Here is a 15,790-nt window from a genome sequence, read left to right as displayed (position 1 = left end):
CTTTACATCACGCGCCGCTGGCTGCGGTGGCAGGGGGAGCAGCTTCGGCCGCCGCAGGGGCCACCGGCGCGGCCGGGGTGTCGCCTGCCGGCGTGGCCGGTTCAGCCGGTTCAGCCGGTTCAGCCGGCGCTGCAGGTGCGGCCGGCGGTGCCGGCTTGCGCTGGGCCAGCCACCGCTTGAAGTCTTCCTTGGACACCGCTTCGACCACGATCGGCATGAACCCATGGTCCTTGCCGCATAGTTCGGCGCACTGCCCGCGGTACACGCCGGGCTGCTCGATGCTGGTCCAGGCTTCGTTGATGAAACCGGGGATGGCGTCCTGCTTCCAGCCCAGCGCCGGCACCCACCACGCGTGGATCACATCATCGGAGGTGATGACGAAGCGCACCTTGGTGTCCACCGGCAGCACCAGGCGGTTGTCCACGTCCAGCAGGTAATGCGGGTGGCTCTCACGAGTGGGCACCACGCCGCTCTGCCGCACGCGGTCCGATTCACGGTCCAGGCGGCTGGTGAAGGTGACGTTCTCGCCGAGGTACTCGTACTTCCACATCCACTGGTAGCCGGTGATCTTCACCGTCATCTCGGCATCGCGGGTGTCGTACATCTTGATCAGGTTGGCCGTGGCCGGCCATGCCATCACGACCAGGATGATTACCGGGATCACCGTCCAGATCACTTCGGCCTTGGTGTTGTGGCTGAAAGTGGCCGCGACGGCGCCCTTGGATTTGCGGAACTTGAAGATGGCGTAGGCCATCGCCCCGAACACGATGACGCCGATCACCGTGCAGATGATCAACGACAGGTTGTTCGACTCCCAGGCCAGGCGCGAGGTCTGGGTGACCCCCTTGCCCATGTTCAGCTGCCACGGCTTGGGATCGGCGGCCTGCGCCCATGCCCCTGCCGGAACCAGTCCCCCGGCCACCAGGCTGGCGACCGCTGCAACGCACTTCGTGCCCCACCTGCTGCTTTGCTTCATTGCCTAGACCCTTAGCGTCGTCGGTTGCCGCCATCGCTGGCGGCGAGCAAGCCTTCAAGCATTTCAGCGAGCGTCTGGCGTTCGGCCGGCGCGAGGAAACTCCCCACCTCCACCTGCCGGCCGCTGGATGCCAGCCGGACCCTCTCGTCGTCGGTGAGCAGGCGCACCCAATGCGGGTGGGCCCGGAACACCGGCGATCCACCGGGTACGGGGATGACCTCCACGTACGCCGGCACGACCCGGATCTCCTCCTGCCGTTCACCGCTGCGCCACAAAGCGCGAAGAGCGGCTGCCAGCAACAGGCTGTACAGCAGCGCGAACAGGGGGGCGAATGCATTGCCAGCCACCCACCCGAGGGCGGAGACCAGCCACATCGCACCCGACAACACGGTGAACAACAGGACGAACTGCCGGGCATCGAGCGCCCGTGGGGGACGCAGCCGCAGCTGCGTACCTGACCCATCCGGAGCTGGAAGCACCTCGATCATGTCGCAACCGCGTTCCTGCCGCGGGAAACGTCTCGATGGTAGCCCTGCCCTCTCACCGGTAGCAAGGGTCCATTCACAGTTTTTGCCATGTTGCAATACAGCATGAGCCCGGCGGCGCGAATGACGAATTCGGCACAAATACGCCGGCACTGGCTGAACACGCTGAATCCACCACCGCTAGGGGCTATCAGCCCTATACAAAGGTGTCTGCGGGGCACTTCCGAAGTGCGCAAAAATGATTAAAATCGCCAAGTTTTCCACTGGCCGGATCGGCATGAACGCACCCTCCTCCTCCCCTGCCGCCCACGACGCCGCGCGTCCGGGCGCGCTGCTGTCGCCGGAACTGCCGGCGTCCCCCAACCCGTTCCGCCAGGCCATCACCGATGCCTGGTTGAAGGACGAGGCCAGCCACGTGCGTGAGCTGCTGGCGCAGGCGCGCCTGCCCGCCGAGGAACAGGCCCGGGTGCAGGCACTGGCGGCCGATCTGGTCGGCCGCGTGCGCGTACGCGCCAAGGACCAAGGCGCGATTGAAGCCTTCATGCGCCAGTACGATCTGGGCAGTGAGGAAGGCGTGCTGCTGATGTGTGTGGCCGAGGCCCTGCTGCGTATTCCGGACCAGGACACGGCCGACAAGCTGATCCGCGACAAGCTGGCCGATGCCGACTGGGAAAAGCACCTGGGCGGCAGTGATTCGGTGCTGGTCAACGCCTCCACCTGGGGCCTGATGCTGACCGGCAAGCTGGTGCAGATGAACGACGCCACCCGCGCCGATGCCCCCAGCGCGTTCAAGCGCCTGGTCGGCCGCGTCGGTGAGCCGGTGGTGCGCCTGGCCGTGCGCCAGGCGATGAAGATCATGGGCCACCAGTTCGTGATGGGCCGCACCATCAGCGAAGCGCTGGCGCGCTCGCACAAGGGCGACAACGCCAGCTACCGCTACTCCTTCGACATGCTGGGCGAAGGCGCGCTGACCATGAAGGACGCGCTGCGCTACCTGGAAGACTACCGTCGTGCGATCCACGCCATCGGCGGTGACCACAAGGCACGCGGCGGCCGTCCCGACGGCGACGTCAACAATGCACCGGGCATTTCCATCAAGCTGTCGGCGCTGTACCCGCGCTACGAACATGCCAAGCGCGAGCGCGTGCTGAAGGACCTGGTGCCGGGCGTGCTGGAACTGGCGCAGCTGGCCAAGAGCTACGGCATCGGCTGCACGGTCGACGCCGAGGAATCCGACCGCCTGGAACTGTCGCTGGACATCATCGAGCAGGTGTTCTCCGATGCTTCGCTGGCCGGCTGGGATGGCTTCGGCGTGGTCGTGCAGGCGTACCAGAAGCGTACCCCGTACACCATCGACCACCTGGCCGACATGGCGCGCCGCGCCGGTCGCCGCCTGCAGGTGCGCCTGGTCAAGGGCGCCTACTGGGATGCCGAGATCAAGCGTGCGCAGATCGAAGGCTACCCGGGCTACCCGGTGTTCACCCGCAAGCAGAACACCGACGTCTCCTACCTGGCCTGCGCCAAGCGTCTGTTCACCCATGCCGACGCGATCTACCCGATGTTCGCCACGCACAACGCGCACACCATCGCCGCGGTGCGCAGCATCGCCAACGGCGGCGTGTACGAGCACCAGAAGCTGCACGGCATGGGCGACGACCTGTACGCCGAAGTGGTGCCGGCCGACCGCCTGGGCCTGCCGTGCCGCGTGTACGCGCCGGTCGGTTCGCATGAAGACCTGCTGCCGTACCTGGTGCGCCGCCTGCTGGAAAACGGCGCCAATTCCAGCTTCGTCAACCGCATCACCGACGAACGCGTGCCGATCGCCGACCTGATCCGCGATCCGGTCGAGATGGTCGCCTCGTTCGCCTCGATCCCCCACCCGAAGATCCCGCTGCCGGTTGACCTGCTGCGCAGCCAGAACCACGACAGGAAGAACTCCATGGGCGCCAACCTCGCCAACGACAACGAACTGCGCGCCCTGGCCGAGCAGATCAACGCTGCAGTGCCCGCGTCTGGCAAGAGCGCATGGCAGGCCGCCCCGCTGGTGCCGGGTACCAACCCGGCCGGCGCCGCGCTGCCGGTGACCAACCCGGCCGACACCCGCGAAGTGGTCGGCCAGTGGCTGGCCGCCGATGCCGCCACCGTGCAGAAGGCCCTGGCCAACGCCGTGGCCGCACAGCCGGCCTGGAACCGCACCCCGGCCGCCAGCCGCGCCGCCATCCTCGAGCACGCCGCCGACCAGCTGGAAGCGCGCATGCCGGAGTTCATGGCGCTGTGCGTGAAGGAAGCCGGCAAGAGCCTGCCCGACAGCATCGCCGAAGTGCGCGAAGCGGTGGATTTCCTGCGCTACTACGCCAAGCAGGCGCGCGAGCAGTTCAGCCACGCCGAGAAGCTGCCGAGCCCGACCGGTGAATCCAACGAACTGCAGCTGCACGGCCGCGGCGTGTTCGTCTGCATCAGCCCGTGGAACTTCCCGCTGGCGATCTTCCTGGGCCAGGTGGCCGCTGCCCTGGCCGCCGGCAACAGCGTCATCGCCAAGCCGGCCGAGCAGACCAACCTGATCGGCTACTACGCGGTGAAGCTGCTGCACGACGCCGGCGTGCCGGCCGAGGTGGTGCAGTTCCTGCCGGGCGACGGCGCGACCGTCGGCGCCGCGCTGACCGCCGATGCGCGCGTGGCCGGCGTGGCCTTCACCGGCTCCACCGACACCGCCCGCGCGATCAACCGCGCGATGGCCGCGCGTGATGCCGCCATCGGTGTGCTGATCGCCGAGACCGGCGGCCAGAACGCCTTCATTGCCGACTCCTCGGCGCTGCCGGAACAGCTGGTCAAGGACGCGATCGGTTCGGCCTTCACCTCCGCCGGCCAGCGCTGCTCGGCCGCGCGCGTCCTGTTCGTGCAGGACGACATCGCCGACAAGGTGATGACCATGCTGGCCGGTGCGATGAAGGAACTGAAGGTCGGCAACCCCGGCCTGCTGTCCACCGACGTCGGCCCGGTGATCGACGCCGATGCCCTGCAGATCCTGCAGGACCACGCCGAGCGCATGGACCGCGAAGCGCGCCTGATCGCTGCCGCCGAGCTGTCGGCTGAAGCGGCCAACGGCACCTTCTTCGCACCGCGTGCGTATGAACTGAAGGACCTGGCCCAGCTGCAGAAGGAAGTGTTCGGCCCGGTGCTGCACGTGATCCGCTGGAAGGGCGACCAGCTGGGTGCGGTGATCGACCAGATCAACGCCACCGGCTACGGCCTGACCCTGGGCGTGCATTCGCGCATCGACGAGACCGTCGACCGCATCGCCAATGGCGTCCACGTCGGCAACGTCTACGTCAACCGCAACCAGATCGGTGCGGTGGTGGGCGTGCAGCCGTTCGGCGGCCAGGGCCTGTCCGGCACCGGCCCGAAAGCCGGTGGCCCGCACTACCTGCTGCGCTTCGCCACGGAAAAGACGGTGACGGTGAACACCACTGCCGCCGGTGGCAACGCCTCGCTGCTGACCCTGGGCGACTAAAGACACCCCTCCCCTTCCACGGGTGTCATGGATGCACAAAAAACCCCGCGAAAGCGGGGTTTTTTGTGCCATCACGCGACCACGCTGAACCGGTTGTCCGCGCGTTTGGCCAGCTCGGCCTGCACCCGCGCGATGCGCGTTTCCAGATCACCTTCCAGCAGCACGTACGGCAGCCCCCGCGCCTGCAGTTGCTCCAGGTACCACGCGTGCTGCCGTGCACGGAATGCCTCGCCCACCCGCGTGCCATCCTGGTCGAACGCAATGTCCGGTGCACACAGGAACAGCAGGTCATACGGCCGCGTTGCCGCCTGCAGCAGCGCGTCGGGCGCGGTACCGAACATCCAGTTGCTGTAACCCAGTGTCACCAGCGGCGTGGTATCGCAGAACAGCCAGCGCTGCGCGGTCAGCGCGGCGGCATCCTCGCGCCGGGGCTGTTCTTCTGCAATGCGCAGCAGGTCGTGCGCCTGCAGCTCACCGCCCTGCGCTTCCCACAACGCGCGTCCGTACTCAGGCACCCACTGCGTGCCCATGCGCTCGGCCAGCCCGCGTGCCAGTGTCGTCTTGCCGGTGGACTCGCCACCGATGAACGCCACGCGTTGCACATAGGCCGCATACACCTGCGGCGAAAGGCTGCGGCGATGCGCATGCGGGTCCGCGCGCAGCTGGGTACCACTGGCCTGGCCGGCATCCAGGCTGCGCTCCAGCCGCTGGTGCTGTACCGGTGCATTGAAGTGCGCAGCCAGCGCCGCGGCGAAACCATCGCCGTAGTCTTCGCCGGTGAAAACCGCCTGCACCGGCCCACCGAACAGGCGGATGCACAGCCAGGCAGTGAAATCACGCTGCGCGTGTTCGCTGTCGGTGTCGCGTGGCAACGCGTGCGGTGGCAGGCCCTGCTGTTCGCAGAGTGCGGCCAGGCGTGCATCATCAAGCACCGCCACCGTCGCCTGCGGAAAGCGCGTACGCAGCCAGCGTTCGCGGCGTGCGGCGCCGTAGCCGGCAAAGCCCGGCTGCGACCAGCCGATCACCAGCAGCTGCTGGCAACGCGTGGCGGCGAAGTCGATCAGGCGTTCATGGCCGCAGTGCAGCGGGCAGAACTTGCCCACCACCAGGCCACGCTCGACGCGCTCAGGCCGTGGCATCGGCCGCCGTGGCCTCGGCACGCATCAAGCTCCGCCAGTGGCGCAGCGCCACCAGCGCATTGATCCAGAAGCCGATGTAGAGGATCGAGGTGAGATGCAGGCCGCGGCTGTAGTACAGCGGCACGGCGATGGTGTTGACCAGCAGCCACACCCACCAGGATTCCAGCTTGCGCCGCATCATCAGGATCTGCGCGATCACGCTCAGCACCAGCACCCCCGAATCGATGTAGGGCGCATAGGCGTTGGTCAGGCGGGTCAGCATCCAGCCATAGGCGAAGGTCGCCACCACCGCCAGCGGCAACAACCACGCCCAGGCACGCGCTCGTACCGAGGTGATCGGCAGCGGCGCGCCATGGTCGCCGCGCAGCCATTGCCACCAGCCCAGCACGCTGATGGCAATGAAGAAGAACTGCAGCACCATGTCCGCGTACAGGTGCGAGCGCTCGAACACCGCCGCAAACAGGGTGCAACCGACGATGCCCAGCCACCAGGTGTGTACGTTGTTGCGACCGGCCAGCAGGATCGAGCCGGCAACGGCGATATTGGCAGCCAGCTCCAGCTGGAAGTTCGGATCGGTCAGGTTCATGGCGCCATTGTCGTTGATCTGCGTACGCACTGGGGTCAGAGCCCACCACACCACGGTAGATCCACGCCATGCGTGGATGGCCTCGCCCCGTCCGGTAGATCCACGCCATGCGTGGATGGCCTCGCCCCGTCCGGTAGATCCACGCCATGCGTGGATGGCGCTCCCACAAAAAGAAAGCCCCGCTTGCGCGGGGCCTCCTCATGCTGCGTCAGGCCAGGGCCTGGATCAGAACTTGTACTGCATCGAAGCGGCCAGCACGTCGCCGGACACCTTGTACTTGCCGGTCACGGTGTTGCCGGTGGCCGAAGTCGAGGTGATGTTCGGATCCTTGGTGAACAGGTGGGTGTAACCCACGCTGTACTCCATCTTCTCCGAAGCGGCGTAGGTCAGGCCCAGCGACAGCCACTTGCGGGTGGTGTCCGGCACGCGCACGTCGCGGTGGGCGTCGGTGGTCGGGGTCTGGTCATACGCCACACCGCCACGCAGGGTCAGCTGGTCGTTCAGACGGTACTCGGTACCGATCGAAGCGAAGGTGGTGTCGCGGTAGTTGAACGGCAGCACGCTGTCCGGCTGGTTGGAGTCATAGTCGACGGTGACCTGGTCGAACTTGCTCCACGCGGTGCGCGTGACGTCGGCCATGATCTTCCACTGGTCATTCACGCGGTGGCTGAAGCTCACCGTGGCGCTGGCCGGCAGGGTGATGGTGGCGCGACCGTTGCTGTCGATGAAGGTGCCCGGTGCAGCGCTGGCCAGGAACGCGGCCGCCGCCGGGGTCATGGTGAAGTCGGCCTTGCCGTCGGTGATCTTGTGTTCGACTTCCGAGCGGTAGCTGAAGGCGATGTTGGTGCCTTCCACCGGGCTGACGGTCATGCCCAGGGTGTAACCCACGGACACTTCGTCACCCTTGATGCGCAGGTAGCCATCGGCCGAACCCGGCGAGAAGCCGAGCTGGGCGGCCTGGATGGCGGCCTGGCGGGCAGCGGCAGCGGCCTGGGCAGCGGTGCCACCGGCAGCCAGCACGGCGGCCGAAGCGCGCTGCTGGGCGCTGGCGTTGATGGCGGTGCCGGCATCGACGGCGCTGGTCAGGTCGACGTTCAGGCGCTCGGCGAACACGCCGACACCGAACGACAGGTACGGATTGACGTCATAGGAGAACGCGACGCCCAGGTCGATCGCCTTCAGGTCGGTCTTGACGCCGTTGTAGCGGCCGACCCAATCAGTGTCGTATTCGGTCTTGAAGCCGAACGGCACGGTCAGCGATGCACCGAAGTGCATGTTGTCCTTTTCACCGAACGGCACGTGGAAGTAAGCCGCCGGGACCGGCGCGATCATGCCGGCGTCGCCGCCGTTGCCGCCCGAGATCGGGGCGCCGTTGCCGTACTGGCCTTCGCCGCGGAACTTGGCGCCGAAGCTGATGGCGCTGACGTCACCCTGGAACTGGGTGCCGTCGAGCAGGCGCATCGAGGCCGGGTTGGTGGCCACTACCGAGGCATCACCCTCGGCGGAGGTGGAGCCGGCGAATGCGCGGCCCAGGCCCTTGGCGCTGTTTTCCTTCAGCTGGAAGGCAGCGGCATTGGCATCGGCAGCGGCCAGCGCACCGGCAACGCCGACGGCCAGCAAGGTCAGTCGGGCAATGGTGGAAGCAGTTTGCATCGTGTTGTCTCTCCGGTAAGCGGTGATGGTGCTCTAAGTGCGCCTGCGCCTACCGGACCCGCAAAGGTCCGCCAGAACGCGCCGGATTCCCCTCCCGACATACGACGCCGTATGCGAGTATTACCCAGAGCCGTTAATGAAACAATAACAGCAGCGGCCGTCGTCCCGTTGCGAAAACTGAACAGGCGCCTCGTCCCGGCAAAGCCCCGGCACGCTAGGCTAGGGCCCATGTTCGTGTCTCTCCCCTCCCGCAAGAAGGCCACGCTGCGCTGGGCCACACCCGTGCTGTTTGCGGCACTGTGGCTGGCCTTCCTGTGGTCGATCTCGCGCCCGGGCGACGCCCGCAACAGCCTCTGGCTGGACTGGGGCGCCCTGTCCACCGGGCTGACCCACCCGCTGGACTGGTGGGCGACCCTGCAGGACGGCAGCGTGCTGCGCCTGTTCACCGCCCTGTTCCTGCACGCCGACTGGTCGCACCTGCTGGGCAACCTGGTGTTCCTGCTGATCTTCGGCCTGCCCGCCGAGCGGGTGCTGGGCCCCTGGCGCCTGATGCTGCTGTTCCTGGTGGGCGGCGCGGTGTCAAACCTGGTGGCGATCTACACCATGGGCAGCCCGGACCAGATCATCATCGGCGCCAGCGGCGCGGTGTCGGCCATGATCGGCGCCTACCTCGCCCTGTTCCCGGCCGCCCGCCTGGGCGTGGTCATCCCGCTGGGCCTGTTCCTGGAATTCGTCCGCGCTCCGGCCTACCTGCTGATCGGCGTGTGGGCGGCACTGCAGGTGGTGTTTGCCCACATCGGCCCGAGCTTCGGCATGGTGGCCTGGTGGGCGCACATCGGCGGCTTCGTGTTCGGTCTGCTGTATGGCGTGTACGTCCGCGCGGCCATCGCGCGCAAGCTGCGCAAGCGCCACGGGTTCTGAGCACCGGGTAGTGCCGGCTGCTGGCCGGCTCCTTGCCCACCGCATCGCCGGGCAGAGCCCGGCGTTACCTTCAGGGCTTGGCCGGCGTTTCGGCGGGCTTTGCTTCCGGCTTTGCTGCCTTCGCTGCCTTTTCCGCATCGGCCTTGACTGCTTCCGCCGCCAGCCGTGCAGCCACCGAACCCGGGTTCTTCAGTTCGGCCAGGGCATCGTTGATGGGCGCGTCTCCCGGCAGCACCGCACCGGCGTGGTAGCCCTCGGTGCCTTCGTCGTCTCCGCGCAGGTGGCCGGGCAGCGTCGCTTCGCTGTAATCGCTCAGGCTGGCCGGCAGCGCTTCGTCTTCCGGCGTCGGCGCAGGCTTCAGTTCCACATCGGGCACGATGCCCGTGGCCTGGATCGACTTGCCACTGGGCGTGTAATAGCGCGCCGTGGTCAGCTTCACCGAATCGCCATTGTCCAGCGGCAGCACGGTCTGCACCGATCCCTTGCCGAAGGTGCGGCTGCCAACCACGCGTGCGCGCTTGTTGTCGCGCAGCGCACCGGCCAGCACTTCCGACGCGCTGGCCGAACCGGCGTCGGCCAGCACCACCACCGGTGCGCCCTTCAGCAGGTCGCCCGGGGTCGCATCAAACCGTGCGTCGCTGATGCTGATGCGGCCGCGCGTGCTGACGATGTTGCCCTTGTCCAGCAGGTCATCGGCCACCTGCACCGCAGCGGTCAGCAGGCCACCGGGGTTGCTGCGCAGGTCGAGCACCAGCCCCTTCAGCTGGCCACCGGCCTGCTTCTGCAGCTGCTGCACGTGCTTCTGGAAATCCGAACCGGTATCGGCCTGGAAGGTGCTCAGGCGGATGTAGCCGTAGCCTGGTTCAAGCATGCGGCTCTTCACGCTGGTCACGCGGATGGTCTGACGGGTCAGGCTGACATCGAACGGCTTGGGCTTGCCCTCGCGCACGATGGTCAGCACCACCTTGCTGCCGGCCGGGCCACGCAACGGTTCGCTGGCATCGATGGCGCTGATCGGCTTGCCGTCGATGGCAATGATCAGGTCGCCGGCGAGAATGCCGGCCTTGGCCGCCGGCGTGTCGTCGATCGGCGAGATGACCTTCATGCTGGCGTTGTCCGGCTGCTGCTGCAGCTCCACGCCAATGCCCTCGTAAGCGCCGTTGGCCTGTTCGTCGAAGGCTTCGGCATCTTCCTTGTTGAAGTAGGTGCTGTGCGGATCCAGGTCCAGCAGCAGGCCACGCACGGCCGACTGCATCAGCTTGTTGTCATCGACCGGATCGACATAGGCCGCGCGGACGGCGTTGTAGACCGAGACGAAACGACGGATGTCTTCCAGCGGCACCTTCGAGGTCACCGCCTCCTCGTTGCTCGCTGCCTGGCCCGAGGTATCGGAGGCGGCCGGCGCGGTCTGCTGCGCCCAGGACAGCGCTGGCATCAGGGCCAGCAAGAGGGTGGCGGTACGGGCTGCGCGCATGGATCACTCCTGTCGACGGTGGCATCGTGCCCAAGGCACATGCCCCGATTATGCGCGAAGCGCAGCTAAATTCCCGTTGAATCCAGGCTGCCCACTGCGTCCTGGATTCAGCGCCGCTGCAGCCAGCTGTCCGGGTTGACCGGTTGCCCACCCCGTCGCAGCTCGAAGTACAGGGCGGTCACGCCCTGGCCGCCGGAATTGCCGACCTTGGCCACCGCATCGCCGCGACTGACACGAGCGCCGGCATCCTTCAGCAGGGTGTCATTGTGCGCGTACAGGCTCATGTAGCCGTTGCCGTGGTCGACGATCAGGATCATGCCGTAGCCGGTCATCCAGTCGGAGAACACCACCGTGCCGTCGGCCACGGCGGTGACGGTGCTGCCCGCCGGTGCACCGATCAACACACCGCTGCTGGTGCGCCCGTCAGGCAGCTTGGCGCCATAACGCGCCAGCAGGTTGCCGGACAACGGCCAGCCCAGCCCGCCGACCTTCGGCGCCGGGGCGGACGCCACGGCCGGCGGCACCTTGGTTGGCGGCGGTGGACGGCCTTCGGCCTTGGCCTGTCGTGCAGCCTTCTCCGCCGCAGCCTTTTCGGCGGCTGCCTTGCGCGCGGCGGCGCGGCGCTCGGCCTCGGCGCGGGCCGCAGCCGCGCGCAGGTTGGCCAGCAGCGTTTCCAGTGCCTTGGCATCCTGGCCGAGTGCCTGTTCCTTCTCGCTGCGATCCTTGAAGCGTTCTTCCAGCGACGCCACGGTCTGCGCGCGATCGCGGCGGTCGGACGCCAGCGTCGCCGCCTGCTGCTTCTGGTCACGCTGCGTGCCCTGCAGCGTCTGCCGGCGCTCGGCGATCTGCGCCTGCAGCGCCTCCAGTTCCTTCAGGTCACCGGTCAACGTGGCGATGCGCTGCGCGCGCTCGCGCTGCAGGTAACGATGGTAGGCCAGGGCGCGGTTGGCATCGGCCACCGTGTCCTGCGACAGCAGCAGCTTCAGCGGGGCGTGGTTGCCCAACTGGTAGGCCGCACGCAGCAGCCCGGCCAGTTCGCGGTTCTGCTGGGCCAGGTTGGCCTGCAGGGTCGTGCGACGCTGCTCGGCCTCGGCCAGCGCCTGGTTCTGCTCGCGCAGCGCCGATTCGGTCTGGGCCAGCGCACGGCCACTGCGCGCGACCTTTTCATCGGCCTCCCGCAGCTGGCGTGACGCCTGCCCGCGCTGCCCTTCGATCTGCCGGCGCTCCTGGGCCACCCCCTTCAGTTCGCTGCGCAGCTTCTGCAGCTTGCGCTCGGCCTCGCGGGTGGAGGCGGTCTGTGCACTGCCCGGCATGGGAAGGGCCAGCGCTACGGCCAGCCCCAGCAACAGGCAACGCCCGGCGCGGGCAGCGGCGGTGTGATGTCGGCGTGAGGGGAAGGCGTTGTCGCGCAAGGGCTTTCCAGTGACTTCAGGCAGTTGCAGGGGGTGCCGGGGAATGGTGACATCAACGCACGCGGCCTGCCAGCCGCACAACAACGAGGTCCCCGATGAAAACGCTCTCCATTACGCTGCTGTTGGGCGCCCTGCTGGCCGCCGGCCCGCTCGGTGCGCAGGACAACATCAGCAAGGTCAACGGCAGCATCAGCGCCGATCCAGGCCAGCGCTACGGCAAGCTGGACACCGTCAATGGCGGTATCCGCGTCGGTGAAGGCGTGGAGACCGGCAGCATCGACACCGTCAACGGCGGCGTCACCGTGGCCGACCGCGCCCGCACCGGCAGCATCGAGACCGTCAACGGCGGGGTGCGCCTGGGCCGGGAGGTCATCGCCGGCGGTGACGTCAGCACCGTCAACGGCAGCATCTTCAGCGACCATGGCAGCCAGATCGAGGGCGGCGTGGAAACGGTCAACGGTGGCATCGGCCTGGTCAACAGCCGTGTGCGCAAGGATGTGGAGACGGTCAACGGTGACATCACCGTCGGCATCGGCTCGCAGGTCGGCGGCGGTCTGCGCGTGCGCAAGCCGAACTTCAGCGTCTCGCTCACCGCCAGCCGCAAGCCGCGGGTGATCATCGGCCCGAACGCCGTGGTCGAAGGCCCACTGTTGTTTGAACGCGAGGTGGTGCTGTACGTGCACCGCAGCGCACGTGTCGGGCCGGTCACCGGCGCCGAGCCGATTCCGTTCGACACCGATACCGCGCCGGCGGACTGATCCCCGGCGCTGCAGTACGGGGAACGCTCCCCATCACCGGCCGCGCCCGGCGTGGCCATCCTTCGTGTATCCAGGAAACGACGATGCCCCGCAAACTCCTCCTGTGCCTGGCCGCCGCGGCCGCGCTCAGCGCCTGCAAAGGTGAAGACACCCCTCCTCCGGCACCTGCCGCCAGCGCTGATGCTGCAGCCACGCCGACCGCCCATGCGTTCGCGCCCGACATCAACGCGGCCGACTTCAGCGAGCTGGTCAAGACGCTGGCCTCGGACGAATTCGAGGGCCGCGCACCGGGCAGCAATGGCGAAGAGCTGACCGTCAACTACATCCGCGACCAGATGCAGCGCATCGGCCTGCAGCCGGGCAACGGTGACAGCTGGTTCCAGGACGTGCCGATGACCGAGACCACGGCCGACGAATCGACCGTGCTGAAGATCACCCAGGGCGGCAAGACCACCGAACTGAAGTTCGGCACGGACATGGTGGTGGGCACGCGTACCGGCCAGCCTGAAGTGAAGATCGATGCCAGCGACCTGGTGTTCGTCGGCTATGGCGTGGATGCGCCGGAGCAGAAGTGGAACGACTACGCCGGCCAGGACTGGAAGGGCAAGACGGTGGTCATGTTCGTCAACGATCCCGGCTTCCATGTCGACGACCAAGCGCTGTTCGACGGCAAGCGCATGACCTACTACGGCCGCTGGACCTACAAGTTCGAGGAAGCCGCACGCAAGGGTGCCGCCGCCGCGCTGATCGTGCATGACACGGCCGGTGCATCCTATGGCTGGGATGTGGTGAAGAACTCCTGGGCCGGCCCGCAGTACGACCTGCCGGCCAAGGATGACGCCGAACCGCGCCTGCCGGTGCAGGGCTGGCTGAGCGCCGACGCTGCCAAGGCGTTGTTTGCCGGCGCCGGGCTGGACCTGGCACAGGCCTACAAGGACGCCAGCAAGCGTGGCTTCAAGGCGGTACCGCTGAAGGCCACCGCCGCTATCGACCTGAAGAGCCAGATCTCGCAGAAGCAGTCGCGCAACGTGGTGGGCGTGCTGCCGGGCAGCACCCGTGCCGACGAAGCCGTGCTGTACATGGCCCACTGGGATCACTTGGGCAAGCATGAGGGCGAAACCGGCGACAATATCTACAACGGCGCTGTGGACAATGCGACCGGTGTGGCGGGCATTCTCGAAGTGGCAGACGCCATGGCCCACCAGGATCCGAAGCCGGAGCGTTCGGTGGTGTTCCTGGCGGTGACGCTGGAAGAATCCGGCCTGCTGGGATCCAAGTACTACGTGGCCCACCCGACCTTCCCGCTGGACAAGATTGCCGGCGTGATCAACATCGACGCGATGTCGGTGGCTGGCCTTGCCAAGGACGTGACGGTGACCGGTTTCGGCAGTTCCGAACTGGAAGACATCCTGAAGCCGCTGGCCGCCGCCCAGGATCGCACCCTGCACGGCGAGACGTCGGTGCAGAGCGGCTTCTACTTCCGTTCGGACCACTTCAACTTCGCCAAGGCCGGCGTACCGGCGCTGTATGCCGACGGTGGCGAGGACCTGCGCGACGGTGGCGTCGAGGCGGGCCGCAAGGCGGCTGCCGATTACGGCAACAACCGCTACCACGGGCCGAAGGACGAGTTTGATGCCTCGACCTGGAAGCTCGATGGCACCGTGGAGGACCTGCAGTTGATGTACGGCGTCGGCAAGGAGCTGGCAGGCGGCGACCGCTGGCCGAACTGGTACGAAGGCAATCCCTTCAAGGCTGCCCGCGACCAGATGATGAAGAGCAAGGCCCCGGCTGCAGCAAAGTAGAGTCGAGCTTGCTCGACTGAAGCGTCTTGAGGTCAAAGCGGCGCCCGTAAGGGCGCCGCTTTTTTGTGTGCAGTGGGGTGGCCCATCCACGCATGGCGTGAATCTACCGGGTTCGTCGTTGGTAGCTGCCAACCTTGGTTGGCACCGCGCAACGCGCGGCAACGCGCCCGGCGTGTTTATCCTCGCGCAAAGAAAAACCCCGCTGCGTGAGCAGCGGGGTTTTGGGTGTAAACCCTGGCGATGACCTACTCTCGCATGGCTTGAGCCACACTACCATCGGCGCAGCTGCGTTTCACTTCCGAGTTCGGGATGGGATCGGGTGGTTCCACAGCGCTAATTTCACCAGGGAGACGGTTGCAGCAGCGCTTTCAGCGCCAGCTCGCGATCTTGCCCTTGGGGCGGAAGGTACCCGGAAAAGCGGTGCCTTCACTTAATAAGAAAAAACCCCGCTGCGTGAGCAGCGGGGTTTTTGGGTATAAACCCTGGCGATGACCTACTCTCGCATGGCTTGAGCCACACTACCATCGGCGCAGCTGCGTTTCACTTCCGAGTTCGGGATGGGTGGACAATCATCCTTCCTGCAGGCGCCTTCACAAGATACCTGCGCATACTTTCAAAGATCAGGGGAAGTGGCCTCAGCGCCGTTCCCGTGTGCTGCGAAGTTTCCTTCGTAGCGAGCCGCCCATTATAGCCGGCTTTTCCGCTTCGTCAACACCTTTTTTCAAGGCCGTCTCACCGGGGTGGACGTTGTTGCCGATGCCGCTTCGTCGCTGGACCCGAGGGCCTTTCGTCGTTGCGAGCCGCCTATTATGGCAGGCCTTTCAGCTTTGTCAACAACTTGTTTGAGGAACTTGAAGCTCTTCGTGAAGTTGTTGCGGCAAGTCCAGGTCAAAACCAGGTGCCTGCAAAAAAAGGAAAACCCCGTTGCGCAAGCAACGGGGTTCTCGGGTGTAAACCCTGGCGATGACCTACTCTCGCATGGCTTGAGCCACACTACCATCGGCGCAGCTGCGTTTCACTTCCGAGTTCGGGATGGGATCGGGTGGTTCCACAGCGCTAATTTCACCAGGGAG

At 66.6% G+C, this 15,790-nt stretch carries 11 protein-coding genes and 2 rRNA genes; 4 read left to right on the top strand and 9 right to left on the bottom strand.

All coding sequences use genetic code 11. The features are described 5' to 3' along the window. Positions 1-7 precede the first annotated feature (7 nt). Positions 8-976 (bottom strand): cytochrome c oxidase subunit II, encoded by a 969-nt coding sequence (gene coxB / locus C1924_RS01845; protein WP_108763815.1) that lies wholly within the window; start codon positions 974-976, stop codon positions 8-10. Positions 977-987: 11 nt separating this feature from the next. After that, positions 988-1,464, bottom strand: a complete 477-nt coding sequence (locus C1924_RS01840) for a DUF2244 domain-containing protein (protein ID WP_108763814.1) — start codon at positions 1,462-1,464, stop codon at positions 988-990. Positions 1,465-1,738: 274 nt separating this feature from the next. Between C1924_RS01840 and putA the strand changes: the two genes are divergently transcribed. Further along, positions 1,739-4,972 carry a bifunctional proline dehydrogenase/L-glutamate gamma-semialdehyde dehydrogenase PutA gene (putA, locus tag C1924_RS01835; protein WP_108763813.1) on the top strand — a complete coding sequence of 1,078 codons (3,234 nt, stop codon included), beginning with the start codon at positions 1,739-1,741 and terminating at the stop codon, positions 4,970-4,972. Positions 4,973-5,043: 71 nt separating this feature from the next. Here the strand turns inward: putA and C1924_RS01830 are convergent, their stop codons facing one another. The 3 genes from C1924_RS01830 to C1924_RS01820 all read right to left on the bottom strand — a co-directional run bounded on the left by C1924_RS01830 (position 5,044) and on the right by C1924_RS01820 (position 8,350). Further along, on the bottom strand, positions 5,044-6,111 hold the full coding sequence (locus C1924_RS01830; protein WP_108763812.1) for an AAA family ATPase: 1,068 nt from the start codon (positions 6,109-6,111) through the stop codon (positions 5,044-5,046). Next, complete coding sequence (gene pnuC, locus C1924_RS01825; RefSeq protein ID WP_108766936.1) at positions 6,098-6,697, bottom strand: nicotinamide riboside transporter PnuC; 600 nt, start codon at positions 6,695-6,697, stop codon at positions 6,098-6,100. The genes C1924_RS01830 and pnuC overlap by 14 nt, the downstream gene beginning before the upstream one ends. 225 nt (positions 6,698-6,922) lie before the next feature. Next, positions 6,923-8,350, bottom strand: coding sequence for an outer membrane protein transport protein (locus C1924_RS01820; protein ID WP_108763811.1), 1,428 nt, complete (start codon positions 8,348-8,350; stop codon positions 6,923-6,925). Between the two features lie 228 nt (positions 8,351-8,578). Between C1924_RS01820 and C1924_RS01815 the strand changes: the two genes are divergently transcribed. Then, entirely contained in the window at positions 8,579-9,271 is a 693-nt protein-coding gene (locus C1924_RS01815; RefSeq protein ID WP_079225019.1) for a rhomboid family intramembrane serine protease, read from the top strand. A 70-nt stretch (positions 9,272-9,341) separates the two neighbouring features. On the opposite strand, the gene C1924_RS01810 is transcribed toward C1924_RS01815, so the two are convergent. Both C1924_RS01810 and C1924_RS01805 read right to left on the bottom strand, forming a co-directional pair. Beyond that, positions 9,342-10,745 carry a S41 family peptidase gene (locus tag C1924_RS01810; protein WP_108763810.1) on the bottom strand — a complete coding sequence of 468 codons (1,404 nt, stop codon included), beginning with the start codon at positions 10,743-10,745 and terminating at the stop codon, positions 9,342-9,344. Positions 10,746-10,852: 107 nt separating this feature from the next. Then, positions 10,853-12,157, bottom strand: a complete 1,305-nt coding sequence (locus C1924_RS01805) for a peptidoglycan DD-metalloendopeptidase family protein (protein ID WP_108763809.1) — start codon at positions 12,155-12,157, stop codon at positions 10,853-10,855. 95 nt (positions 12,158-12,252) lie between these two features. Here C1924_RS01805 and C1924_RS01800 point away from each other — a divergent pair, with 95 nt between their 5' ends. Together C1924_RS01800 and C1924_RS01795 are read left to right on the top strand one after the other, a co-directional pair. Next, the gene (locus tag C1924_RS01800; RefSeq protein WP_108763808.1) at positions 12,253-12,915 is read left to right on the top strand and encodes a hypothetical protein; all 663 of its coding nucleotides are present in this window, start codon (positions 12,253-12,255) and stop codon (positions 12,913-12,915) included. Between the two features lie 83 nt (positions 12,916-12,998). Next, on the top strand, positions 12,999-14,717 hold the full coding sequence (locus C1924_RS01795; RefSeq protein WP_108763807.1) for a M28 family metallopeptidase: 1,719 nt from the start codon (positions 12,999-13,001) through the stop codon (positions 14,715-14,717). 232 nt (positions 14,718-14,949) lie between these two features. Here the strand turns inward: C1924_RS01795 and rrf (C1924_RS01790) are convergent. Together rrf (C1924_RS01790) and rrf (C1924_RS01785) are read right to left on the bottom strand one after the other, a co-directional pair. Next, positions 14,950-15,064 (bottom strand): 5S ribosomal RNA (gene rrf / locus C1924_RS01790). Positions 15,065-15,672: 608 nt separating this feature from the next. Beyond that, positions 15,673-15,787, bottom strand: a 5S ribosomal RNA gene (gene rrf / locus C1924_RS01785). Between the last annotated feature and the right edge of the window lie 3 nt (positions 15,788-15,790).

Origin of the sequence: Stenotrophomonas sp. ESTM1D_MKCIP4_1 (assembly GCF_003086895.1) — a bacterium.
GTDB lineage: Bacteria > Pseudomonadota > Gammaproteobacteria > Xanthomonadales > Xanthomonadaceae > Stenotrophomonas.
The sequence above is the reverse complement of the archived record's forward strand: the minus strand, read 5'-3'. Positions and strand labels throughout refer to the sequence as shown.